Annotated in this window: 19 protein-coding genes; 4 read left to right on the top strand and 15 right to left on the bottom strand. The window is 40.9% G+C overall.

Annotated features, from left to right (window positions below; genetic code table 11):
• Position 1: 1 nt before the first annotated feature.
• The gene (locus OD355_RS09250) at positions 2-676 is read right to left on the bottom strand and encodes a cytochrome c biogenesis protein (RefSeq protein ID WP_263038184.1); all 675 of its coding nucleotides are present in this window, start codon (positions 674-676) and stop codon (positions 2-4) included.
• A gap of 102 nt (positions 677-778) precedes the next feature.
• Complete coding sequence (locus OD355_RS09245) at positions 779-1,207, bottom strand: type I restriction enzyme HsdR N-terminal domain-containing protein (RefSeq protein ID WP_263038183.1); 429 nt, start codon at positions 1,205-1,207, stop codon at positions 779-781.
• A gap of 54 nt (positions 1,208-1,261) precedes the next feature.
• Here OD355_RS09245 and OD355_RS09240 point away from each other — a divergent pair, with 54 nt between their 5' ends.
• Positions 1,262-2,032 (top strand): AMP nucleosidase, encoded by a 771-nt coding sequence (locus tag OD355_RS09240; RefSeq protein WP_263038182.1) that lies wholly within the window; start codon positions 1,262-1,264, stop codon positions 2,030-2,032.
• Between the two features lie 132 nt (positions 2,033-2,164).
• Positions 2,165-2,380, top strand: a complete 216-nt coding sequence (locus tag OD355_RS09235; RefSeq protein ID WP_263038181.1) for a hypothetical protein — start codon at positions 2,165-2,167, stop codon at positions 2,378-2,380.
• Positions 2,381-3,214: 834 nt separating this feature from the next.
• Here OD355_RS09235 and OD355_RS09230 read toward each other — a convergent pair.
• From OD355_RS09230 to OD355_RS09170, 13 genes are all read right to left on the bottom strand, one after another.
• Positions 3,215-4,000, bottom strand: a complete 786-nt coding sequence (locus OD355_RS09230; protein ID WP_263038180.1) for a DUF4397 domain-containing protein — start codon at positions 3,998-4,000, stop codon at positions 3,215-3,217.
• Positions 4,001-4,020: 20 nt separating this feature from the next.
• A complete protein-coding gene (locus OD355_RS09225; protein WP_263038179.1) occupies positions 4,021-5,649 on the bottom strand; it encodes a SusD/RagB family nutrient-binding outer membrane lipoprotein in 1,629 nt (542 codons plus the stop codon).
• Positions 5,650-5,854: 205 nt separating this feature from the next.
• A complete protein-coding gene (locus OD355_RS09220) occupies positions 5,855-8,962 on the bottom strand; it encodes a SusC/RagA family TonB-linked outer membrane protein (protein ID WP_263038224.1) in 3,108 nt (1,035 codons plus the stop codon).
• Positions 8,963-9,255: 293 nt separating this feature from the next.
• The gene (locus tag OD355_RS09215) at positions 9,256-10,674 is read right to left on the bottom strand and encodes a glycoside hydrolase family 10 protein (protein WP_263038178.1); all 1,419 of its coding nucleotides are present in this window, start codon (positions 10,672-10,674) and stop codon (positions 9,256-9,258) included.
• 129 nt (positions 10,675-10,803) lie between these two features.
• Positions 10,804-12,696, bottom strand: a complete 1,893-nt coding sequence (locus tag OD355_RS09210; protein ID WP_263038177.1) for a RagB/SusD family nutrient uptake outer membrane protein — start codon at positions 12,694-12,696, stop codon at positions 10,804-10,806.
• A gap of 38 nt (positions 12,697-12,734) precedes the next feature.
• On the bottom strand, positions 12,735-16,154 hold the full coding sequence (locus OD355_RS09205; protein WP_263038176.1) for a SusC/RagA family TonB-linked outer membrane protein: 3,420 nt from the start codon (positions 16,152-16,154) through the stop codon (positions 12,735-12,737).
• Between the two features lie 332 nt (positions 16,155-16,486).
• A complete protein-coding gene (locus OD355_RS09200; RefSeq protein ID WP_263038175.1) occupies positions 16,487-16,783 on the bottom strand; it encodes a rhodanese-like domain-containing protein in 297 nt (98 codons plus the stop codon).
• An 18-nt stretch (positions 16,784-16,801) separates the two neighbouring features.
• On the bottom strand, positions 16,802-17,650 hold the full coding sequence (locus OD355_RS09195; protein WP_263038174.1) for a PASTA domain-containing protein: 849 nt from the start codon (positions 17,648-17,650) through the stop codon (positions 16,802-16,804).
• 4 nt (positions 17,651-17,654) lie between these two features.
• A complete protein-coding gene (locus OD355_RS09190; RefSeq protein ID WP_263038173.1) occupies positions 17,655-18,665 on the bottom strand; it encodes a D-alanine--D-alanine ligase in 1,011 nt (336 codons plus the stop codon).
• A 71-nt stretch (positions 18,666-18,736) separates the two neighbouring features.
• Positions 18,737-19,636: a lysophospholipid acyltransferase family protein gene (locus OD355_RS09185; protein ID WP_263038172.1), complete on the bottom strand. Its 900-nt coding sequence runs from the start codon at positions 19,634-19,636 to the stop codon at positions 18,737-18,739.
• 33 nt (positions 19,637-19,669) lie between these two features.
• Positions 19,670-21,289 (bottom strand): L-aspartate oxidase, encoded by a 1,620-nt coding sequence (gene nadB, locus OD355_RS09180; RefSeq protein WP_263038171.1) that lies wholly within the window; start codon positions 21,287-21,289, stop codon positions 19,670-19,672.
• A 17-nt stretch (positions 21,290-21,306) separates the two neighbouring features.
• On the bottom strand, positions 21,307-22,323 hold the full coding sequence (locus OD355_RS09175; RefSeq protein ID WP_263038170.1) for a TerC/Alx family metal homeostasis membrane protein: 1,017 nt from the start codon (positions 22,321-22,323) through the stop codon (positions 21,307-21,309).
• Between the two features lie 50 nt (positions 22,324-22,373).
• Positions 22,374-24,038 carry a DNA polymerase/3'-5' exonuclease PolX gene (locus OD355_RS09170; protein ID WP_263038169.1) on the bottom strand — a complete coding sequence of 555 codons (1,665 nt, stop codon included), beginning with the start codon at positions 24,036-24,038 and terminating at the stop codon, positions 22,374-22,376.
• Positions 24,039-24,211: 173 nt separating this feature from the next.
• Between OD355_RS09170 and OD355_RS09165 the strand changes: the two genes are divergently transcribed.
• Together OD355_RS09165 and OD355_RS13950 are read left to right on the top strand one after the other, a co-directional pair.
• Positions 24,212-24,889 carry a response regulator transcription factor gene (locus OD355_RS09165; protein ID WP_263038168.1) on the top strand — a complete coding sequence of 226 codons (678 nt, stop codon included), beginning with the start codon at positions 24,212-24,214 and terminating at the stop codon, positions 24,887-24,889.
• 122 nt (positions 24,890-25,011) lie between these two features.
• The gene (locus OD355_RS13950; RefSeq protein ID WP_382303535.1) at positions 25,012-25,182 is read left to right on the top strand and encodes a four helix bundle protein; all 171 of its coding nucleotides are present in this window, start codon (positions 25,012-25,014) and stop codon (positions 25,180-25,182) included.
• Positions 25,183-25,377: the final 195 nt, after the last annotated feature.

The following is a 25,377-nucleotide window of genomic DNA, read 5'->3' as shown; positions in this document are numbered from 1 at the left end:
ACTATTTGAATTTATTTTCTATTAATAACTTAACTCTAATTCTTAAGGTGGCTATCCATACGCCCAACATAGACCAGCCGATGAAAGCAGGGATCATTACCAGTTTCATGTAATCTGTAGTATCATTGGGGTTCAGTGCGGGGTTGCCTTCACTGCCCTGCCCGCCCGGGTGCAGGCTTTCGGCGAAACGCGGCAATATCCATATAGTTGGGAAAAGCATACAATAAGCAAATATGTTGTACACTGCGCTCACTTTAGCGCTTTTATCCATATCCGTCATAGAACCGCGCACTACAAAGTAAGCGCAGTAAATAAGTATGGCAATGGCAGTACCTATCTGCTTAGGGTCTCCGCTCCAGGGAGCACCCCACTGGTAGTTAGCCCAGATCATGCCGGTAAAAAGCCCTAAAAAACTGTAGTACAGGCCTATTCGGGCAAATTCCAGGGAAATAATATCATCTATTTGCTTTTGTGAACGCAAATATTTTATGGCAAAAAACACGGATATAGAAAGAAATACCATCATGCCTATCCACATCGGCACATGAAAAAACAGATTCCGGATAGACTCCTGCAAACGGCCATCCAGATTAGGCACGTCTACTATAAAACCCATTGTGCACACCCACATCAACAACACAAAAGTTAAGATCTTCCACCAGGACTTACGCATCATACTATGTATAAAAAGTTACTTTAATTTTTCAAAAATCAATACACAAACTTAATCAAAGTTTAATAAGCAAACAATTGTTCATGAAATATTTTTTAAAATATATTACCATTCGGGCAGCGCATCCAGCCGGTGAAAGAAGCCTTTATCTATACACCACCCGATTGTTTCCCTTCCGTTGGTTATAACCAGGTAGCTTCCCGAAAGTTTCATGTTGTACCGTGCCACCTGTTCAAGCACAGCAGTATTTATTGCCACATGTGGTTCCTTGCATTCTACAATGAGCCAGGGGCGCATATTTTTGAAAACTACAATATCAAACCTCTTCTTTAGTTCACCCAGCCTGATCTCCTTTTCAATGGCCATTAATGAGGCAGGATATTTCCTGACCTGTATGAGATATTGGACAAAGTTTTGCCGCACCCACTCTTCAGGCGTAAGTAAAATCCAGCGTTTGCGTATGGCATCCCAGATAAATTCCTTGTCATTCTCCGTTTTGATCCTGAATGCCGGCGGAGGATACGTGATCAACATAAAATAGTTTCTTACCGATAAATGTACGATATTAGCATGAACAAATGCTTTAGTATGGAAACCAGAAGTGAAATTGTTACAAACTGGCTGCAAAGATATACCGGGGAAATCCTGAAAAATTTTGGTGAATACATTTTACTTACCAATTTCGGCAACTATGTACACCTGTTTGCAAAGTGGAACGATGTAAAGGTAAAAGGCCTTACCAAGCCTTTTCAATGTGCCACTGCCGAGAATATTACCATCATTAACTTTGGTATGGGCAGCCCGGGCGCAGCTACTATTATGGACCTGCTCTCTGCCATAAAACCAAAAGCAGCTTTGTTCCTGGGTAAATGCGGCGGGCTGAAAAAAAGAAATAAACTCGGCGACCTGATCCTCCCGATTGCAGCCATTCGCGGTGAAGGTACCTCTAACGATTACTTTCCGCCCGAAGTGCCTGCCCTGCCTGCCTTTGCCTTGCAGAAAGCTATTTCTACCACCATCCGTGACTATAAAGTAGACTACTGGACAGGCACCGTATACACCACCAACCGCAGGGTGTGGGAACACGATGCCGATTTTAAAAAGTACCTGGTAAAAATAAGGGCATATGCGGTAGACATGGAGACCGCCACCATATTTACCGTTGGGTTTTATAATAAAATTCCCACAGGCGCACTGTTGCTGGTAAGCGACCAGCCTATGATACCGGAAGGCGTTAAAACAGCAGAAAGCGACAGAAGCATCACTCAAAAATATGTGGAAACTCATTTAAAGATCGGCATAGATTCACTGAAACAGCTCATCAACAACGGCGTTACGGTAAGGCATCTGCGCTACTGATTCTTTGCTGCACAAAATGCCAGGTATTAAATGAATCGCTAATTTTCCTTTTTCAGCCTGCAAGCCAAATTTGTGGCACAGTTTTTTATTGTACATAGTTAAACAAATTACTTAACAACTAAACAATGAACAATGAATAGCAACACAAGAAACGGACTAATCGCAGCTGGTTTGGCTGCTGTAGCATACTGGTTTAAAGGTATGACACCCGAACAAAGACAAAACGTAAAAGACAAGGTAGCAGGTGCCGGAAAAAGATTTACCGAAAAAGCAAACGAAGCTATGAATTCTGCTAAAAGCACCATTAATAAGACTACCGGCGATGTAAGAGAAGAAACAACTTATTAATTCTTCTCACGCCAGATAAAAAAAGCTGCTCAATTGCAGCTTTTTTTATGGAAACATTTGTACTCTAATGGTATATTATAATGGATTTTGTGCGAGGGTACCACCGCTCAGTTCAATTTCGGCCTGAGGTATGATACCCAGGACAACTAATGAGCTTGAAGGTTATTTTACGCATCTTAAAGAGAAGCTTACACTTCACAGAGGGCTACGGTTTGAAAAGAAAAAGAACTTTATCAAATGGTATTTGCATCTGAAAAATCAGAGCAGCAAGTAGGTTTTTTTTCCATGAAGGATGCCAAAGAATGATATAAAATGAGGCTGAAAAAATCAGCCTCACATTCTTAGTATATGCACCAAATTATCGCTTGCAAGTTTCTCCTCAGCAGAGCTTGCTACCTTTCATTTGGCAGAACAAAAATGACATCATTTTAGAACAAAAAACCACTATTTTTGACCACTATGCCATTTTTATAGTTCTTTAATACTAAAATGTGAAGTTCCCGAATTACATAAAAATGTATTTAGTGATGATAAATGTTAAAATAATTACCATACAATAGTAAGTATTATTTAACAAAAAATAGTATTTCTTTACTTTTTAAATATTTCGTTATACATAATAAATGATGTTTTACTTATCATAGTGATTAACGATACCAAATTTCTTTTCAAAATTTCAAAAAAAGCATCCGTAAGGACTCTTATCATGGTTCTATATGATTGATTTGTAATAACCAATGTGCAACAGCTATGAATAGCCTGAACATAAAAAATTTATATTATTCTTGTTATTCTAACTTATATTACAAGATTTGAATTTGTATATAACTTACTCTATTTGACCAGGTAAAAAGCAACAAATGGCCTTCGTACCTCTGTTGCGCCGGCAAGCCCGCTATAGCCCATGGCAAAAGCAGTATACTTTCTATTTCTTGTGAGCGTACTCGCACTGGTATAAGTAGCAATTGCAGTAGCTGTTGGCAATGATCCCGCCGGCCTAATACTCCACGCTGTTGATGTTGAATTGATGTCTACAGTAAATTCGCTGCTGCTTTCTAAATATTTAATATTTTGCGCAACCACGGTAGTTCCAAAATATAAATCAATGGCAGGAACGTTGGGCATAAGGTTTACGAATTTAAAATAAGGCAGCGTGTCGTTGGGTACTACTAACGATTCCTCAAATAAAACACTTTTGGTTTGCGCAGCAGTATCACTAATGTGCAGTGAGTAATATTTTCCTTGTGTCAGGTTTACTTCTGCGCTGTACAATAATATTGAGTCCTGGTTACGCTTTAAAGAATCACTTATAAAAGGTACCATGATACTCACTTTTACTTTTCCTGGAGGTACAGAGAGGTAGCTGCCGAGACTGTTACCATTTGTGTTGTATCCGCCTCCGGGATACGGAGTCCTGGCAGTTATTGAACTGCTCACGATCTGATCGTTTATTTTAATGCGCATCAGGGGATTGCTCTTATAAATGGAAGCAATATTTACTTTAAGTTTCGCGTCATAGTTCAGATTATTATCGAATGCAGCGAGAATACCTTCATCATTTGCTTTACTGCAAGCCACGAAAGATATAACCAGGAACAACAATAGTATTCTATAATTCATAAGTAAAAATATTTAAAAAATTAAGGTTCAGTGATCCACAGCTTTTTTGTATGATAATTGTTTTTGGTAGCCCCGATCTTTGTCAGTTCATTCACATTCCATACATATTCTGAATTGTACCTGGGATAATACCTGTACACGTATTGCCCCTGGTTATCAGCCATTACAATGTTTAAAGTAAAATCGGCATACACCTGTTTACCGGTTTGGGCGTCCAGATCCGTATAGTGGAACCTGCGCATGTCTAACCATGTTTCCAAGATACCATGCCCAAACATAGCAATATACTTCTGCATCATAATTTTAGACATGGTCAGTGCATTGGCGTCAACCGGAACTACCGTTGTATTGGATAGATAATCAGCTTTTACCTGTGTAGTGATCTCTTTACCGACAGGTATATTTACGTTGTACACTGTGGTCAGCATATCAAAATGAGCATTGATGCCTTCTTTAAAAGCTTGTAAGGCTGTGCCTTTATCTCCTTTCCTGAAGGCTGCTTCGGATTTGATAAATTTCATTTCAGCAGGTGTCATTACAGGTATCGGAGAATTGTTTCTAAACAAGAATCTGCAATTGTTATCGTTGGGCGGCGAAGCGTTTGTAGCTGTTGGGTTTTGGCTGGCACCGAAAAACGTTTCAGGCCTGTCTGCAGCAGGTATTACCGCCTGGCCCAAACCACTTTCCACACCTACTATTGTACCATTGGTATTGCCTCTGAGCATATACCAGGCACGCGGGTCCTCTACACCGGTGAACTCACTGTTAGTGCCATTCAGTATATTGGCAATATAAGCAGATTGCCTTATTGCTGTTGGGTTGGTTGTAGCTGTGCCCCCGAAATTACTTCTGAAAGGCCCCCAGAAATTGTTGGTAGCGCTACGGTTATCAGCTAAAAACTTTACGCTTGCAATCTCATCCACGGTAGCCATTGCTTTGTCTGCATAATAAATGGCTGAATCAGGTTTGTAAGTTGATTTATTGCTGAAATGATTGTAATACCTTGCCAATACACCATATGCAAATTTTTTCCATTTCTCAATATTGCCGCCGTAAAAATACTTATCGGCTTCAGCCAGCGTTGCATCTGTACCTGCATCTTTATTTAAATTTTCCAAGGCTTCCAAGGCAGTACTGCGCACTTTATTGTATCCTTCTTCTTCTGAATCGTAGTGGAAAGTTGTAAGGCTGGTGTTAAAAGCTTCTTTTACAATTACTTCTCCATAATAATCTACTAAGGTAAGCCAGCTCCATGCTTCTATGGCTTTCCCTATACCTACCAGGTGCCATCTGTTTTCTTCGGCTGCCCATTGCATCATTCTTTGGTTGTTTTGACCAATATCGTAATAATGCATTCTCCAGGTAGATTGCGCAACGTCACCTATACTATTGTTGTAGCCCATTGCATCAAAAACGCTGTTGGGCAGGTAAAAAGAAAAGTTCTGTATGTACGCGCCTATATACCGCATATCGTTGAGAGGGCCGTGCCCCGCATAATTACCCGCCATAGCGCTTATGATCTGGGGTAATAGTTGTTCAGGCGGCACCTTCGAATAGGAGTTAGGACTTAAATAAGCATCGTCAATTGTTTGTTTGCAGCTCGTCTGAAAAACAATTGTTGATAGCAAAACAATAAATATCTTTTTCATCCGTATATATTTTTTATATTGTTAATGGTCAGATGAATTTGGCATGTAGATCCTCTAAAATCCAATGCGAGGAGAAAAATATCATGCGACATTTCATCAGCATATTTTATGGCTAAGAAGGTTCTGATAACGATCGTGGAGTTAATTTCGCACCAGGTCTATTATCATCGCTTTCAGCCAAAGTATCATTCCGTTTTTGTGTTGTTTAAAAACTTGTTCTCAAACCGATATTGATACCAACAGGCATGCCCACGTTGCCATAGTCAAAGCCGAATGCGCCCACACCTGCAGAACCTGTTGATGTACCGTTCACCTGCGGGTCAGCGCCGCGATAGTTGGTAAAAATCAGGGGATCAGTAACTGTTACAAATGCGCTAAGGCTTTTAATGGCATTCCAAAACTGCAACTGTTGTTTAGTGAAGTTGTATGCCAGAGTAATTTCCCGCAGCCTGAACCAGTTTACATCTTTTTGAATAAATTCTTCCTCAGGCATGGTTGTATAATAAGTGTTTTGATGGTAGGGATTTACCACGATAATATTTTTAGTTGGCGTGGCAGTATTTTCCAGGCCATCCCTCAGTACACCATCCACAATGAGTGGCTTCCCCCTGTCTGCAGTTCTAAGGCTTCTTCCCATACGGGTCAGGTACATTTCTGTAGCATTAAATATATCACCGCCGATCTTTAAGTCCCAAAGCATGCTGAATGCGAAATTTTTATAGGAAACATAATTTACCCATCCTAAAGTAAAGTCAGCATTCCTATCTCCTCTTACTTTAAATGTGGCATCAATTACTGGTATACCTGTTGAAGGATCTATGAGAATGTCGCCGTTATTATTTCTTAAATAACCATAAGAAGTAAGCGTGGTTGTCGGCAACCCCACTGAACCGCCGCCTCTGGCATTGCCATACAACCATGTATCAGAAATGTAAAACTCAGGCACATTGCTTGGAAGCGCTAGGATTTTGTTCCACATTTTGTTGAAGTTAAATTTAGTATTCCACAGTAAGTCTTTATTTTTGATTACATCTGTAGCTAATACAATCTCCACGCCTTGGTTATTGGTACTCCCTACATTAAGTGTATTGAGCACAAAGCCGGTACCGTAGCTTGCACGAAATTTCTCAACAATCAGGTTTTTATTTGTTGTATTGTAATAAGTAAAATCAAAGTTTATCCTGTTCTTAAATGCACGGACTTCTGTTCCCAATTCATAAGTACTCTGGCGTTCAGGTGATAAGTCCGGATTGGCATTAGTGAAGTCATAGTAAAATCCTCCGCCGCTTCCGAGGTTTGCATTAAACAACGACTGGTTAGCATACGGAGACGCAGATCGTGCAGTATTTGCTACAGATGTGCGTATTTTCCAATATTCCACTGCTTTCTGGTTTTTAAAGCCCGGCACCAGATCAGATAAAATAATACTTACACCACCTGCAGGGTAATTGTAATTCCTGGAATGTGCAGGGAATATAGAGTTGGTTTCAAACCTGTGCGAGTAAGTTAAAAATATGGCATTATTCCACCCAATCACTGCTTCACCAAAATAAGCAAGCTGCCTCCTGATGGTGTAATTGGGTTTGCCATCCCTAAATTGCATATTGAAAGAATAAGTCCTGGTAGAGGGATCAGTATTAGAACTGTCAGTATTAAATTGGCTTTTTAAATTCGTACCGGATACCGACCAGATCTGGGTTTCATAATCCTGCCACATGGTACCCACCATTAGCCTGGTGCTCAACCTTCCAAATTCTTTTGTACCTGTAGCTGTTATTGTGTGATTGTAGCCATAATAATTATGGTAATAGTTTCTTTGCAAGCCTTTTTGAGCTCTTGTGGTGTAGTATGACATGGAGTCGTACCTGAGATAGCCTTCTGTTCTGTAATAATCGTAGCCAAACCTGCCGCTCACTTCCAGCCAATCAAACGGCCTAAGATTTACACCCAATGTGCCCGTTACCCTGTTGGTTTTATCTTCTCCGGGATTTTTGTAAACGTTATAAAAGGGGTTGTCAATTTCGCCATTGGGGTTTTCATTAAACAAAGGTTTCTTAAGACCATCGGCAGTCTGGTAATCTCTGATGTCATCGTCTGCAGGCCATACCAACAGGTTCAGCAAATAACCGCTTGCGCCTCTCAAAACTTTTTTGTTGGTCGTGTTTACGTAAGAGATGGCCGGCATAATGTCAATCCATTTGGCAAGCTTAGTGGTATTGCTTATTCTGAGGTTATACCTGTTGTAGTTGTTTGCCGGTATAAAACCATCGTTGTTGAATGTGGAGCCGGATACGCGAAAACTGGATTTATCGCTGCCAAAACCCAGGGACAGGTTATGTGTCTGCGCAAAACCTGTTTTAAAAAAATTCTTATCGTTTTCAAATATTTGTACCGTATCTGCATATCTTGGCCCAAAGCTGGTAAATACATTTTGTTTTATTCCATTTGATCCTGTACTGTACAGGCTTATGGTTTGCGGAAACCTAGTCAGCCTGGATATCCTGAAACTATTGTCGTAATTAATTCTGATACCTTTACCACTCATTGATTTTTTCGTGGTGATTACAATTGCGCCTGAACTTGCCTGGCTGCCATACAATGCGGTTGCCTCCGGCCCTTTCAAGATGGTAACGCTTGCTATATCGTTGGGATTGATATCTGAAATACGGCTCGAAAAATCTTCCGATCTGTTTTCAGTCGCCGATGTAAGCGCCGTACTGCCACTGGTGGTCGATAGTGAACTATTGTCCATAATCACACCATCTACAACGAACAACGGTGTATTGTCTAAAGATAGAGAATTAAAACCTCTTAGCACAAGTTGTGTGCTGGCGCCTGCTGTGCCCGATGTAGGGTTTACAGTAAGGCCGGCCACCCTGCCCTGCATACTGTTTACAAAATTTTCTCTTTGTGACTCTTTAATTTCATCGCCACCTACCGTTTGCACGGAATAGCTTAGCGACCTGGGGTTTCTTTTCTGGTCCATAGCTACCACCACAACTTCTCCCATATCGTTGTCAGCAGCGGCGCTCATGACCACATTAATTTCCTTATCAAAGCCTACATTTCTTTCCACCGTGTTATATCCGATAGAAATAAACTCCAGCACATCAGTGGGAGAGGCATTGATAGAATACCTGCCATTAGTGTTGGTGATTACGCCGGTTGATTTTCCTTTGACCCGCACTGTAACCGAACTTAAGGGCGTATTATTTTCCGAGTTCATAACGGTTCCTGTAATTGTGTTGGATTGCGAAAATCCCTCTAGCGAAAAAAAACAAGCCAAAAAAAGAAGTACAATATTTCTCTTCATATGAATGATAGTTGACATTAACAATTATTAAGGTTTGCTATTACAATACTATAGCTTATTGAGATAAATAAAAAAACTTTTCGGTAAATTTTAAAAAATATTTTTTAAAAGTATTTGAAATTATAAACAATTGTTTAAAATATATCCAAATCGATGAAATATTTCATGTTGCAAACGTTATCGTTTTGGAAATATTAAATACCTTTTGTTTGTAATACTTATTACATTTTACCGTGGTACATATATAAAAAAGCACCCTCTAGGATGCTTTAATTTGATTTCCCAACTTACTACTATTTCACCACATACTTAGCTGCTTTACTTTCCATATTATCTGCATTAATTGTAGTTACTGTATAGAAGCCATTTGTGCTTACGACGAACTCATTGGCGGTGGTAATTGCTAAAACTTTACTTTCAGTTTTTAAATCAGTAGTATGGTAAACTACCAACCTTACATTTCCCGAGGTAGACCATTTCAGCATATTGCCTTCTAACCTTACATTCTGCGGACTGGCAGGAGCTGGCGCTACAGCTCTTCCAAGGAATGGAATTACCGCAGGCCTTGTAAATATCTCAGCAAACTTTGCGGCAAGCTCGGGCTTTTCATTTAAGTATTTGGCGCTGTAAAACAAGTTGCCTACAACTGATTTTTTCTTTTGCGTAAGATCTAGTTCTGTAGATAGTTGGGCAGGTGTCGATTCCGGAAAATAAATGGCATGGCCAACCATGAGATGCGGCTTATTGTTAAACCGGTCCCAATCATTCAGCCTGGTACTAAAGCTGGCATGCTGGTAAATCTGCGGTATTACTACATCCATCCACCCTTCTTTTGCCCATTTTACAATATCTGCATACAATGTATTCAGGTTGTAATCAAAGTTGGAAGTAGGGGAGATAGAAAAAACCACTTCAGGCTTTGTACTTACTATTACGTCATACACACCTTTTATTGCCTGGTCTACATTAGCTCTTCTGAAAGCCTTAATATCTGTAAAGCCGCTGCCGTACTTTTCAAAATCCGGCTGGTCGGATACCATAGTGCCTGCTGATGCGGGATCAGGATAAAAGTAGTCGTCCATGTGAATGCCGTCTACAGCGTATTTGGAAACAATGTCTTTAACGATGTCTGCTAATCGCTGCCTTACCTCGGGTACTCCAGGATTGTACATCTGCCATTTTTCATGGCTTACTACCCACTCCGGTTTTACCGATGCATGCAAGGCAGGGTAAGGCGTAGAACTGCCAGCCCTGGTTGCTATCCTGAAGGGATTCAGCCACGCATGAAATTCTATACCCCTGGTATGTGCCTCATCAATCATAAATTTCATTACATCATAGCCCGGGTCTTTGCCCCGGGTGCCGGTAATGCTGGTGCTCCAGGGCTCATAAGGTGAATTGTAAAAAGCATCGCCCATGCCTTTTACCTGCACAAAAACTGCATTCATGTTCAGGTTTTTCAACTTGTCGAGGTAATCTGTATACAATTTCTTTTGTGCTGCCATGTCATATTGATTGACAGGCCAATCAAGTCCCCAAACGGTGGCCATCCACACGGCACGCATTTGTTTCTTAGAGATAATAACAGTATCGGCATTAGCGGGAGGCGGTTGAGGCGGATTAACGGGTCCATCTGTACCGCTTTTAGTACAGGCACTGAAAACAGCCATGCCTGCAAAAACTATAAAAGTGAAGTGAATAATTTTTTTCATATAGTTGGATTACTATAAAGCTATGAAGAAAATTAAAGCGTTGATGACTTTAAAAATTAAAAATGCTCCCAGGAATTAACCTGAAAGCATTTGTTCAGAAATTAATGCCTTATTCTACAATATCAGACACTATTGCCATCCTTTGGTCTGAGTTAATTTATATCCTCTGTTACTATATTCGTTTATTTGTTGTTTACCAACGGGTGCCAGGTAATTTTTCTCGTCAAAATCGTTTCTGTTTTTTGCATTAAAGACTACATAGAAGCCTTCCATTTGCGAGGCATTTGTACCATTCCAGGTAACGACAGTACCATTAGATTTTTTAACACTAATCTTACCGATATTATCCTTAGTTAAAAAGCTCGCAGAGTCAGACTTAGTCCTCATTTCATCAGGAGTAGGATTAGAGACACCATAAACATTTTTAGAATTAAAATTGATCCAAGGCCCTAAAAAATAATCGGGATTAGTACTATAATTCATATAGTGTAATTTTTTCCAGCGTTTTAAATCTAAAAGTCTGGAGTTTTCGTAAAAAAGTTCCATTCTCCTCTCCCTTCTAATTTCCCAAATCAAAGCAGGAACATCAGCGTCTCTTACAGGATCGCTAGGTAATGAGCTCAATAGCAAGGATGCGGTTTTTTGTAACCCTTTTGCTATAGCAGCTCCGTCAAGAGGGCGGTTGCGTATCGCATTGATAGAATTATCAAGGTCAGTTTGCGTAACAGGTGTGCCACCCATGTATTGGGCTAATACAGCTTTGGCTTCAATCCAGTTTAGCACTACTTCCCCTAGTCTAATTACAGGAGCGTCGTTTGTATTGTTAACATTTGACCATATTATGGGAGGAGTTTTGCCGACATATGTCACGGCTTCTCTTGAAGCATGCTTAAAAGAATACAAAAGTGTGGTAGACGGTCCAAGGGGCCTGTCTACAAAAGTGGCCTCGAAACGCGGATCGCGCGTAAGAACTAAATTAGCTATATTGAATGAATCTGCATTTGGAACATTAGAATTCTGCCAAACATTTCCATCTTTTAAAATAAAGGATTTTATGAACGCCAGATGTGCACCAGTCTGGTTTTCAATTCCATTAGAATAAGATCCTATAGCATGAGTAACCTGTTGTGCTGCATCATAAGCTCTATACATCAATACTTCTTTATTACCTGCCAGATTCTCAGAAGCAAATAATGCTTTAAAATCGCTTTCAAAGCTCCACTTTTTACTGTTCATGACAAACTCTGCCGCCTGAATAGCTAATTCCAGGTACTTCTTTGCACGTGCCTGATCTATACTGTGATAGTGCTCGTAGGTTCCTTCAAAAAGCATTAACCTTGAAATTATTCCTGCAGCTATGTATCTATTGAGAAATTGATTTCCATCATTTAGTTTCATATTAGCAAGCACGTACTGAAAATCATCATAAACCTTATCCATAACATAGCCTCTGGAATCCCTGTCTTTGTAAAGGCTATCTAATTCCTTTTCAGTAAACACCCTGCCAAAATATGGAACGTCGCCAAAAACACTTACCAGCCTGGAATATTCAAAACCTCTGAAGAATCTGCCTACAGCCTGCCAGTGTTTATAAGCTTCTTCTGAAATTCTTGGTTTTGCTACACTGTCCAGCCGGCTTAGCAACAGGTTAGATTTCTTTACCCATGCAAAATCCCACGTAGGCCCTGCATATTGGGCTAACCACTCAATCGGAGTGATACTTACGCCTTGATAATCCCTGTAATCTCCTCTGGATGAAGGAACTGTGCTTTCAAAATTTGACTGCACATTCGTTGTAGTAATATCATCCTGGAATGTATAACCTCTTACAGGTGTATAATCGACTGCCCAGCTGGAATTATACCCATTAAAATAATTCGAGTAAAAACCGTTTACATACATACGAATGTCGTCTTCAGTACGCCAAAACAAAGTTGGATCATCTGTATAGCTCGTAAGAGGTGGGCGGTCAAGTATATTTTTATTGCACGATAGCAATGAGGTGATTGCAAAAACAATCATTATCAAATATTGTGTTGTGTATTTCATGTCTGAAGTTTTTATAAATTTAATTGTAAGCCTACAGATATAGTTTTAAACGCAGGAGTACCTACACCTGTTCTACCTGAATTATAGTTTGTCTCGTGCCACATAGAATATCCGTTGATTGCTTCAGGATCGATTGGGAGGCCACGTAAATTATCCCAGGTAATAAAGTTTTCCAATGCCATATACACTCTGAATGAATTAACCCATATTTTTTTTACAATATTCTCCGGCAAGGAATAGCCAACAGTAAGATTTTTCATCCTGAGATATGACATGTCTAATAAATACCTGTCTTGTATCTGCATATTATTTGCGGTATTACTGCCAGCATTGCTATAAGCTGCAGGATAAAATGCATTTGTATTATCAGGCCTCCAGTAATCAGCAAACGTCTGAGGCATAGCGCCGTCCGGTGCATTGAAACCAGGAATAGCCAGGAACCCGCTTCCCCAAATTTTCCTGCTTCCTACCCCTTGAAAAAACACGCTAAAATCGATGCCTTTATAATCTGCGCCTATTCTGAAACCGTATTCATATCTTGGGGTGGAGTTTCCTATAATTTGAAGATCTCCGTAATCATTAATTGAATTAGCGCCATTGTCTATTACTCCGTCACCATTTATATCCTTAAACTTCACATCACCGGGACCAAAGTAAAAATTAGATGAGTTTTGTAAGAATACCTGGTAGACTGGTTTTTGACCATCAGGGCCTGCTTTTAGTTTGTAAGCTTTTTTACCGGCATATTTTGCTGGAACTTCTTTATCGGTAAGTGTTATTAACTGTAATTTTCCATTGCCGTCCAGTTCAAAATCATCCATCTGGTACAACCTGTCTGTACGATATCCCCAGATATCACCATATATTTTACCATTATAATTGCTTGTAACCAGCAGTGAAGATCCATACTCTGTAATTTTTGTTCTGGAATCAGCTATATTACCTTTAAAGTTTATACCCAAACCATTTTCAAATCTATGATTGAAATCAAGAGAAAATTCCCAACCATTTGTCTGCAATGAGCCAAAGTTACCCTGCGGTGCAGGCGAACCAAAAGTAAATGGGATACCTTCTAAAGGAACGATCATATTTTTGGTGTTTCTCTGGTAAATATCGAATGTCATGTTTACTTTGTTTCTTAGTACGCTTACATCCACACCTAGGTTTTTTGTTTCGATATCTTGCCAACTTATATCGCTAACTATAGCTGAAGGATAGCCTACGTATGGCAATCTTTGTCCACTGCCGCCAATCCAGTTTGAAAGACCACTTTTCATTAACGGAAGGTATAAATTATTAGGAACGGTCTGATCGCCAATAACACCCCATGAAGCTCTCACTTTTAATTGATCTACTACTTCCCTTGACCAATCCATAAATTTCTCGTTGCTCAACACCCAGCCTGCAGAGAAAGAAGGGTACCATTTCCACCAAAGCCTTGACGGGAATTTAGATGAACCATCGTATCTTAAGTTACCCTCAAGAAGATAAGTATTTCTAAAAGAATAATTTATACGTCCAAAATAACCTAGCTGAGATTCCCATGTTTTATCGCCTTCAATAATTGGAGGCGCGCCAACAGCAAAGTTAAACTGAGGGTTATTAATATCTGTTAATTGATTTTGTTGCTGACTCTGCCATTCATTAGTGCTTGCAACCTGATTTAAACCTAAGATAAATTTCAAGTTATGATCCTCTTTAAAATTAAGATTGTAAGTGGTAAAGGCATTAATAGTTCCACTATAAAAATTGGTTACTTGCCTGAAAATATGATCAGGATTACTACCTGTGCCTGTATAGGTTTCATATGACAGGTCATAAGCACGCATTGCTCCTGGCGCAGTGCTGGGTACTACATTTCCGGTACTGTCTACATACACTGCTTTACCATTTTCGTCAACCCTTGCAACAGGCGCGGTCCAGGAGTTTCTTGCAGTATAACGTGTACCCGGTCTTTTCCACATTTCTTCCTGGTTAGAAAAGGTGTAGTCAAAATCAAACTTCCAGTTAGGTGTAAAATTTAAAGTGGTACCCAAAGATACGTTTACATAGTTCTGTAATATATTAGCAGTGTTAGCAGCTTTTGCTTCGCTCCATGGGCTACGTATTGGATCGCCGTTCTGATCATAACCAAACGGGTACAGCGGGCCCCACCTATACAAATACAACCATGGGTCAGCAGTAGGTTGATTGGTCATGTAAGCATATTCTTTGTTACGTCTTGAGAAAATAGAGCCCGCACGCAGCGTGATATACTTATTAATTTCACTTGATACTCTTACAGAAGCATTATAGCGTGAAAATGCATCTTTCTTTGCAGGTTTCAACATACCGCTTTGATCTAACATGCCTAAGCTTATGTTATATGACGTCTTGCCAATAGTCTGTCCAACAGTTAAATTGTGTTGCTGAGTAGGCGCCCATTCTTTTACCATTAAATCGTAGGGATTGTAAGTTCTTATACCCATTTTGGAGTTTTGTACCCCCTGCACAAACCAGTCTCTGCCAAATACTGTAGGGTCGTTGGGGCCTATTTTATTACCGTACAATTCTTTCCACTGTACTGCTTTTAAATAACTGGCGCGGTCAACATAATAAAAAGCGCCTGTTGGGCTAGTAGATCCAATTCTTTCTGCAGCATCCACGCTATATCTTAATGCGTCTACGTCAGCCATTTTTAAGTCTTTCCAAATGTTTTGCCATGAAAAGTTATTAGTATAATTTATCTGCGGCTTTGTAGTACCCGAACCTTTTTTAGTTGTAATCAGTATAACGCCATTAGATGCTTTTGCTCCATAAATGGAGGAAGAAGCGGCATCTTTTAGTACTGTTATTGAGGCAATATCATTAGGGTTTACAATCTGAATACTTGGAATCTCCACGTTATCCAATAATATCAGAGGTTTCGTTGTACCCTGGAAAGAAGTCAGTTGACCTCTTATTTTCAACAAAGGATCAGAGCCAACTTCGCCACTGGGGATTGTAACGCTTAATCCCGGCGTTACACCCTGTAAACCGCGGCCCACATCTGCAATCGGTCGATTTGTGAGTGTTTTATTAATATCAACTGTGCTAACTGCCCCTGTTAAGTTACCTCTGCGCTGCGTACCATACCCTACCACAACTACATCATCGAGATTAGATTCGGTGGAGGATAGCTGTACATCTATCACAGATTGGTCGCCTACCCGCCTTTCCTGCGTGGTGTAGCTGACAGCATTGAACTGCAAAACATCATTGCTGCCCGCTGAAATAGAATACCGGCCGTTCTGGTCTGTAATTACGCCGGTTGTTCTGCCTTTTACCTGTACGCTGGCCGCAGATACTGCTTCGCCTTTTTCATTGGTTACTGTTCCTGTAACTGTTTTTGATTGAGAAAAAGATTGAAGGGAGCAAAACAAAAGAATAAATAAGAAAAGAAATTGCTTCATAAAAATTCAATTTAGCTATGCATAAAATTGTTAATGATAGCACAAATTAAACTTTATAACTTTATAAAAAAAATTTTCAACTACTTATTTTTTTATTTTCTTTAACTTAATGAATTTAATATTAATATAGTATTTACCTTTTAAAATGAATATGACGATATATTATATAACGTTAAAAATATCTATAAATATATTTAAAAATAAATATTTAATCTGGGATTTAATAGAAGATTGGATGAATTGTCGAAACACAACCTACTAAATGAACTTTTAAGGTTGTAAACATAAAAAAAGCACCATTACCAGGTGCTTTAAAATTTTTATTCTCAGTATTATTTTCTCCATTCATTCATGCCGCCGGCAAGATTGTATGTGTTGGTAAAGCCGCATTGCTCTAAAAACATACACGCCTCCTGGCTGCGGTTACCGCTGCGGCAGTATACAATCAACTCCTGATCTTTCAGATGATCGATCTCCTCTGTTTCAAAATTCATGATATTGCTCATCGGCAGATGTGTGCCGCCAATGTTGTATTCTTCGCGCTCGCCGGCTTCGCGTACATCCAGTAAATTGAGCGGTTCGCCTGCGCTGAGCCTGGCTTTTACTTCTTCAACAGTCGTAGTGTGCATAGTTTTATAAATTTAAAATTATTCTGCAGTTTCTACCTTGCCCTGCTGCGGAAGGTTGGGATTCCCATTCTCCGGGCCGGTATTGGCCTTCAGCCAGAGGTTAATGGGATACCCGTATTTGACTCTTGTGTATCGCGTACCTTTTTTTACTTCATCTCTCATTTCACGTTCGGGATCCTGACGGTAAACGATCGCCGTGAGTGTGTCGGTAACACCGGGGTCAAGGACTACATCGCCCACCTTTAAATTCATGGAAAGCAGGTATTGCCTGGCTTCAGCAAAAGTCATATTCTCCAGGTTGGGCACTTGCATGCTGGGGCTGCCTTTACCATCGCCGAGGGATAAATGTATCACCGTACCTACAGGCACTTTTGTGCCCGGCGCTATTTCGGTAAGGCTGTCCAGCCGCTGCTCTTTTACCACATCCTTACCAAGATCTGGAATGTAGCGCGTGCTGCCGACCTTTAAACCAAAACTTTTTAAAAGAAAATAAGCGCTGGTATTGGAGAAGCCGCGCAGATCGGGCATTTCTACTAAAGGAGCTGTAGCCCTGTTTATAGTGAGGTAAACAATCCTGTTTGATTTTACGCCTTTAATGGCGGAGCTGGGCGTTTGCGCAACCACGGTAAGCCGCGGCAGACTATCGTAAAACAAGGAGTCCTGTACAAAAGCCTGTAAGCCTGCCGATTCAATTTTTTCAATGGCCTTATCGTAGCGCATGCCCAGTACATTGGGTACTTTTACGGAATTGCCATGCTTGGTAAGCATATCCAGCGAAAAGATAAATACCAGGCCGATGGCAAATGTTGCCAGCAATACCATGATAAGGTTAAAGAAAAAAGACCTGTTTTTAAAAAAATTTGACACGCTGCTAATTTTTTGTGTTTGCCGAATGTAAACGTAAAGCTTCTTCAATCAAGGCGGTATAAAAACCGGTAACAGACCTGCCGCTTGCACGCACCTGTTGCGGAATAAAGCTGGTATCGGTTTGGCCGGGTACCGTATTTATTTCCAGCATATAAGCCTTACCTTCTTCTTCCTGGTAAATAAAATCTATTCTTACCACGCCGCTGCAATTTAAACCTTTATACAATCTTAGAGCAGCATCGTTGATCTTTTGTTTGATATCTTCTGTAACATCTGCCGGTGTGATCTCGGTGGTTTTTCCGCTATACTTGGCTTCAAAATCAAAGTATTGGGTGCCGTCAACTGTTGCGGGCATCACTACTTCAGATATAGGCAATACAATGATTTCTCCCTGAGACATGTATACACCCACCGTAAGTTCGCGTCCGCGGATAAATTCTTCTATCATTACTTCATCATCTACCGCAAAAGCCTTTTCAAGATGTGTATGGATAAGGCTTTCATCGTACGCCAGCACTTTGAATGTAGCGAGGCTGGAGCCGCCGTTGTTCGGCTTTATAAATACCGGATACTGAAGCGCCTTCAACTCTGTAATATCAAAGCCTTTTTTCCTTGAAAACATCCTGGATTGCGCTACATGTACACCATAATATGCCGCCAGCGCCACCGTAAACTTTTTATTGAAGGTAATGGCAGATGTAGCCGCATCGCAGCAGGTATATGGCAGGCCGATCATATCGAAATAGCCGGGCAGTTTGCCGTCTTCACCGGGCGTACCGTGCAGGCACATCAGGGCTACATCAAACTTTATTTTTTTATCGTGCAGTACCATGGAAAAATCGCTTCTGTCCAGCTGCTGTCTATGCCCGTCTTCAGAAACATAGAGCCAGCCTTCCTTACAGATGTCTACCAGGTAGCAGTCAAATTTTTCCCTGTCAAGCTGGGCAGCAACGTTGGCCGCGCTTTTGTAGCTGATCTCTGCTTCTCCGCTCAGTCCGCCTGTAATTAGGGCCACACTTATTTTTTTCGAAATATTGTTCATGTACAATAATAATGATGCAAATATATAAAAATTATTACCGGGTGTTATTGAATTAAGTTGCGCGCATTTTCCTCACTGTATACAAATTTAAACCGGCGGTGGCTCCAAAGGTAATTTGCCGGGTCTGCTTTTATGTTTTCTTCTATGAGCCCTGCCATTTTTTTAGTGATCTCCCCGCGCCTGGTCTCCGAAGCATTGGCTGTGATCAGCACCAGCTCATTTTTATAATAACCTCTTTTTACTCTTGTAAGTTTACCAAAAACTACTGCATTGCCGTTGATCACAGCGCCTTTTTCCGGGCCTTTCACAAACGGCACCAGCCTGCCAAAAAAAGTAGTCCAGAAAGCTTTATGCCTGTGTTTATAAGGATTCTGGTCTGCTACCAGTATGAGGCAATATTTTTCACCGGCATGGCTCCTGAAGCGCGACTGAAAATCTTCGGTGGGCAGCAAAGCAGCCTGGAACCTGCCGCGCAACTGCAGCATCATGTTTTCAAAAACATAGTTCTCCACTTTTTTATATACCAGCAACTGCTTATAAGGGTTTTGCAGGCTCACGGCAAGGTTGGCCATTTCCCAGTTAAAAAAATGTCCTAACGCAAGCGTGATACTTCTTTCCGAACTTGCATGCAAGTCTTCCAGCAATTGCAAATCGCATACAAACCTTTTGCTTAGCGCTTCTTTACTGATAGAAATAAGTTTAAGGGTTTCTAAAAAGCTGTCGCAAAATCTGGTGTAAAATTCATGCGCTATTCTATCTCTTTCCTGCTGCGTTTTTTCCGGAAAAGCGATCTGCAGGTTGTCCAGTACAACTTTTTTCCTGTATTGAAAGATATCGCGCAATACAAAAGCAATAATGTCGCTGAATACATACAGAACACGCAGCGGCAGCAGTGAAAAAATATAAAATATAGCGTAGATTATTTTAAACAATAAATGTTGCATCCTATGTTTTTATCGGTTGAGAGGCAGTCATTGTTATAAAATAATATCCTGAACAATGTTGCTCTTTTCCGGGTAATCGGTGTTGAAATGCAGGCCCCTGCTTTCTTTGCGAAACTGTGCTCCTTTTACGATCAGGTAAGCCACAGAGATAAGGTTTCTCAGTTCACAAAGTTGTGGCGATACTTTGGTGGTCCTGAAGAGCTGCTCGGTTTCTTCAAAGAGAAGATCCAGCCGTTTCATAGCGCGCTCCAGGCGCACATTGTTCCTTACAATGCCCACATAGTCACTCATGGTAAGCTCCAGTTCCTTACGGCTCTGCGTGATCAGGATCATCTCCTTAGGGTCGGTAGTACTTTTCGATATCCAGTCGGGCACCTCATTGTGGCTCATGCTTTCCCTGAAAGACTTATAACCGCCGTTTTGCATATACCTGCGCACGTGCTCATATACGCGATGGCCGTAAACCATTGCTTCCAGCAGGCTGTTGCTTGCCAGGCGGTTGGCGCCGTGCAGTCCGGTGCTGCTGCATTCGCCGCAAGCGTAGAGGTTCAGGATGGTTGTGCGGCCGTGCCCGTCTACCTTAATGCCGCCGCAACTGTAGTGTGCAGCAGGCGCCACCGGTATCATGTCTTTGCGGATATCTATGTTAAGGCTTAAGCACTTTTCGTTGATATTCGGGAAATGATGGAGGAACTTTTCATAGTCCATGTGCCTGCAGTCCAGGTAAACATATTCCTTACCTTCCTGCTTCATTTCATTGTCAATGGCACGCGCCACAATATCGCGGGGCGCAAGATCTTTGCGTTCATCATATTTCTCCATGAAGGCTTCGCCCTTGTGATTCCGCAGGATGCCGCCATCGCCGCGCACTGCTTCCGTGATCAGGAAGGATGGCGAAACGCCGGCTTCGAACAATGCTGTCGGGTGAAACTGTATGAACTCCATATTTTCCACCCTGCCTTTGGCGCGGTAGACCATTGCCACACCATCACCGGTGGCCACGCGCGGATTGGTGGTGGTTCTGTAGGCCTGGCCGCAACCACCAGTTGCCAGCACCGTTGTGGGAGCGAGGCATTTTTCTACAGTATTGTTTTTTTCATTCAGCATATACACCCCATAACAGGTAATATCGGTAGTAGATTTGGTTACCAGGTACCCGAAGTGATGCTGGGTAATGATATCAATCACGTAATGTTTTTCCAGGATGCGCATATTTTTTGTATTCCGTGCTTTTGCTGCAATAGCCCGCTCAATCTCTCTGCCGGTAATATCCTTATGGTGCAGTACCCTGTTTTCACTGTGGCCCCCTTCCCTGCCTAAGCTGTAATCCCCATCTGGATCTTTATCGAATTGCGTACCGTATGCGATCAGTTCTTTCAACCGCTCAGGGCCTTCGTAAATAATAGAAGCCACCAGTTCCTCATCACACAAACCATCACCTGCTACCAGCGTATCGCTGATGTGCTTCTCAAAGCTGTCATTCTCAAAATCCCATACAGTGGCAACGCCGCCCTGGGCATAGGCTGTATTGGTGTCTTCCAGGAATGACTTGGTAATAACCGTAACTTCTTTGTCAGGAAATGCTTCTGCAATTTTTAATGCATAAGTGAGCCCTGCCAGCCCCGAACCGATTATCAAAAAATCCGTTTGCATCTTCAGTTAGTTTTACATTAATTTCCGGCGCCGGTACCGGCATCTTCATCTGCATTCAGCAAATGTTCATCAGGCACTATCCTGCCTTTTCTTTTATCGTAAAATAAGGACATTACAATAGACAAGCCTACACTTGCTACAATCACAGCCAGTGAAATGCCGATAGGAATGTGGATATCAAAATACTCTACCAACATTTTGAAGCCGATAAAAATCAACACCACTGCAATACCCTGTTGTAAAAAATCAAATTTATCGGCAGCGCCCTGCAGCAGAAAGAATAAGCTTCTTAACCCGAGTATGGCAAAGATATTACTGGAATAAATGATCATAATATCTGTGTCTGAAAAGGGCACGCCTGCACTGTCTCGCACCAATGAAACTACCGTGGGAATGCTGTCTACCGCAAACACCAGGTCTGTAACGGCAATTACCAGCACCACGATGGATAAAGTGGTCAGGTATGTTTTTCCCTTTATTTTGGTAAAATATTTCCCGTTGGAATCTTTGTAGGTGATGGGCAATACCCTGTTGGCCCATTTGAATAATTTATTCTTATCCAGGTCAAGCTGGTGATCGTCTTTCTGTACAAACAATTTGAACCCCGTATATAGCAGGAATGCGCCGAAAATATACATGATCCAATGAAAGCGGTTGATGATCTCCACGCCAAGCGCTATGAAAATGATCCTTAAAATAATGGCCATCAGTACGCCCACCAACAACGCCCTGTTCTTATCAACGCTTTTGATCTTGAAATAATTAAAGATGATGATGAATACAAAAATATTGTCTATGCTCAATGATTTCTCCATGAGATAGGCGCTGATGTACTTGGTAGCATATCTTACACCATCTTCATACCATACAAAAATCCAATAAGCTAATGCCAGCCCTACCCAGAAGATCGATTGGTACAGTGCAGATTTTAAGGTCATTGCATGGCCTTTCCTGCTGAAAGCGCCCATGTCAATGATGATGGCCAACAACAACACCGCACCCAGCACCATATACTCAAACAACGTATGATCCATACAAGAAATTTAGTTTGCAAAATTACTTAAATTCAGACTGATAAAAGTCATTAAATTCTCTTTTCTGACTGCCTGTCAATAAAACTTTGCAATTGCGCTGTGGAGTAACTGCTAAGGTTTTGTGCTTTGGTCAGGCCGGCTTTCTGCGCTGCCAGCACACCAAAACGTATATCGTACAGCCCTTTGATGAAGTGCGCATCGGGATTGATGGAGATAAGCACTTCTTTCTGGAGCGCATACTCCATGTACCGCCAGTCGATATCAAGCCTGCGCGGATTGGCGTTCAACTCTATTACTACATGGTTTGCCGCACAGGCATCAATTATTTTTTTGTGATCTACAGGATAGCCGTTGCGCAGCAGCAATAACCTGCCTGTTAGGTGGCCTAATATGCTGGTATAGGGATTTTCTACTGCTTTGATTATTCTTTGTGTTGCTGCATCCGGCTGCATGCGCAGGTTGGAGTGTACCGAAGCAATTACAACTTCAAAGGTTTTTAAAATTTCATTGCCGTAGTCCAGGCTGCCGTCGTTGAGGATATCGCATTCAATGCCTTTGAAAATGCGGAATGGATACAGTTTTTTATTAAGCTCATCTATCTGCTGCTGTTGCGCCAGCACTTTCTGTTCACTTAGGCCTTCGGCATAAAAAGCAGATTTGGAATGATCTGTAAGTACCAGGTATTCTAAACCATTTCTGATCAGTTCGGCAGCAATGTCTTCAACCCTGTCCGCCCCGTCGCTCCAGTTGCTGTGGCAATGAATGATGCCTTTGATGTCGTGCGTTGTTATCACTTCAGGAATAGCTTGCTGTGCGGCGGCATCTATCCATTTAATGTTGTTGGTGAGAAACGGGGGAATGGGTTGCAGGTTATGCTGTAGGAAAATTTGTTCTCTTGAACTTACATTACCTGTTTTATATTTTTCTGTAAAGGTTTTAAAGAAATGGGGCGTGCAGGAAAGCTCAAACTGTTTGGCAATGAGCACTTCAGCAGGATACTGCAGAAACTCCATGCGTATGCCGTTCTGTGCGGTATATATTTTTTTCCCGTCCTTATGTGAAGGGTTCAGGTGATACAAGCCAGCAATTTTCTCAAGCACATCATCTCCGGCATCCGTTACCCATTGCACAGTGTGAATGATATCGCTCTGCTGTAATATTTCGCCGGTGAGCAAAAAATTATCCGGAGAAAATGTACTGCGCAATGTATTATCAAAAGCAATAACAAAATCCAGTACGGTTGCCAGCAGGAAAGCATCACGGCTCTGGAGGTAAAACTCCAGTGCAACTTTTATATTCTGCTGTGTTTTCTGGCCAAAACCTTTAAGCGGGCTTAAGCGGTTGCTGTTACAGGCTTCCAGCAGATCATTGATGGCAGTAATGCCTAATTCTTTCCAGATCAGTTTAATTTTCTGTGTTCCCAGGCCTTTCACAGACATCATTTCCAGGATACCCTGCGGGGCATTGCTTACATGTTCGTCAAGCTTTTCCATGGTACCGGTAGCCAGCTGCTCCAGTATCTTATTGCCTATGGCCTTACCTACGCCCGGCAGTTGAAAGATCTCTTCTCTTTTTATATGCTGTAATTCTACCGGAAGTTTTTTGATAAGCCTGGCTGCTTTTAAATAGGCCTTTATTTTAAAGCTGTCTTCATCGTTCAGCTCCATCAGGGCGGACAGGAACTCAAAATTATAGGCAATATCAGCGTTGGTCATTTTTGCTGCAAAGATACTAAGCGGGAAGTGTATGATGGTTGAAAATTAAATAGATCTAATGAGTGAAAAAATTAAAGAAGTGAAGTAAAGGAAATGCCAGGTAGTTGTAAGATAGTTATATTATGACAGGTTAAGTATATTTGCAACTATATTATTCCCTATAATTTTGCGATATGAGAATCCTGGTAATAGAAGATGAAACTACATTGAATAAAAACATTTGTGGAGCGCTTTTGGCTGAAAATTTTGCAGTAGAGCGTGCGTTTGACGGATTCGTGGCAGAAAGATTTTTGAGAAAAGAATCATTCGATTGTGTGGTTATGGATATTAATTTACCCAAGAAAAACGGGTACGACTTGTGTAAGGAATTCAGGGAGCACAATACCAATACTCCTGTTTTAATGCTTACTGCTTTTGACGAGCTTGAAGACAAAATCAAAGGCTTTGATAGTGGCGCAGATGACTATCTGACCAAGCCGTTTTTTATGAAAGAGCTGACTATGCGGGTACATTCACTTCTGAAAAGAAGCCAGAGCAAACCTGAGCACAAGTCTGATGAAAAAATTATTGCTTCAGATATTGTTATCAATACAGCGCAAAAAAAAGTTAGAAGACAGGATCTGGAAATTCAGCTTACCCCGAGAGAATACCAGATTTTGATGAAACTTTGTAAAAATCCGGGGGAAATAATCTCTAAAAACGATTTGATTAAAGAAATTTGGGGAACAATGGTTGATACGAATACTGTTGAGGTCTACGTCAATTTTTTGCGGAACAAAATTGATAAGCCCTTCTCGAAAAATTCTATCAAAACCAAGATCGGTTACGGATATTATTTGAGTGATGAGTGATAAGTTATGGTAATAGAAAAGTTTTTTATTTGCCGTAAGAACAGTAAAATTATATACGTATCTGTGGGGGACTAAAAAAAGAATGGGTTTTAAGCAAACAATTATTACGGAGCGGAACTGCTGTGGATGCATTGATATGGCAAGCTCAAAATGCCGAAAATAAAGCAGATTTTATTGATACATCGGGCATTGCACAAAAAGAATGTGACGAAACATTGTATTGGATTGAACTGTTGAAAAAAACAGAATTTATAACAAACCGGAATTTGAAGTTTAAGCTTCGATTGTACTGAATTATTAAAAATGATTCGTAGCTCCATAATCACATCAAAGAAAAATAACTCATAACTCATCTCTTATAACTTGTATTTATCTAACGGGAATGAGTATTGAAACTAAAAAGCTGGTTATTCCATGTGGCAACTGAAAAACAAATAAATATACGCACATGAAATAGCCATAAGCAAGGTTGCATACCAACCGCGAAT

The sequence above is a fragment of the Haoranjiania flava genome (assembly GCF_025631005.1).
Lineage (GTDB): Bacteria > Bacteroidota > Bacteroidia > Chitinophagales > Chitinophagaceae > Haoranjiania > Haoranjiania flava.
The sequence above is the reverse complement of the archived record's forward strand: the minus strand, read 5'-3'. Positions and strand labels throughout refer to the sequence as shown.

Coding starts and splice junctions, on each gene's coding strand:
- OD355_RS09250 (WP_263038184.1), bottom strand. CDS start 676: ATGATGCGTAAGTCCTGGTGGAAGATCTTAACTTTTGTGTTGTTGATG.
- OD355_RS09245 (WP_263038183.1), bottom strand. CDS start 1,207: ATGTTGATCACGTATCCTCCGCCGGCATTCAGGATCAAAACGGAGAAT.
- OD355_RS09240 (WP_263038182.1), top strand. CDS start 1,262: ATGGAAACCAGAAGTGAAATTGTTACAAACTGGCTGCAAAGATATACC.
- OD355_RS09235 (WP_263038181.1), top strand. CDS start 2,165: ATGAATAGCAACACAAGAAACGGACTAATCGCAGCTGGTTTGGCTGCT.
- OD355_RS09230 (WP_263038180.1), bottom strand. CDS start 4,000: ATGAATTATAGAATACTATTGTTGTTCCTGGTTATATCTTTCGTGGCT.
- OD355_RS09225 (WP_263038179.1), bottom strand. CDS start 5,649: ATGAAAAAGATATTTATTGTTTTGCTATCAACAATTGTTTTTCAGACG.
- OD355_RS09220 (WP_263038224.1), bottom strand. CDS start 8,962: ATGAAGAGAAATATTGTACTTCTTTTTTTGGCTTGTTTTTTTTCGCTA.
- OD355_RS09215 (WP_263038178.1), bottom strand. CDS start 10,674: ATGAAAAAAATTATTCACTTCACTTTTATAGTTTTTGCAGGCATGGCT.
- OD355_RS09210 (WP_263038177.1), bottom strand. CDS start 12,696: ATGATTGTTTTTGCAATCACCTCATTGCTATCGTGCAATAAAAATATA.
- OD355_RS09205 (WP_263038176.1), bottom strand. CDS start 16,154: ATGAAGCAATTTCTTTTCTTATTTATTCTTTTGTTTTGCTCCCTTCAA.
- OD355_RS09200 (WP_263038175.1), bottom strand. CDS start 16,783: ATGCACACTACGACTGTTGAAGAAGTAAAAGCCAGGCTCAGCGCAGGC.
- OD355_RS09185 (WP_263038172.1), bottom strand. CDS start 19,636: ATGCAACATTTATTGTTTAAAATAATCTACGCTATATTTTATATTTTT.
- nadB (WP_263038171.1), bottom strand. CDS start 21,289: ATGCAAACGGATTTTTTGATAATCGGTTCGGGGCTGGCAGGGCTCACT.
- OD355_RS09175 (WP_263038170.1), bottom strand. CDS start 22,323: ATGGATCATACGTTGTTTGAGTATATGGTGCTGGGTGCGGTGTTGTTG.
- OD355_RS09170 (WP_263038169.1), bottom strand. CDS start 24,038: ATGACCAACGCTGATATTGCCTATAATTTTGAGTTCCTGTCCGCCCTG.
- OD355_RS09165 (WP_263038168.1), top strand. CDS start 24,212: ATGAGAATCCTGGTAATAGAAGATGAAACTACATTGAATAAAAACATT.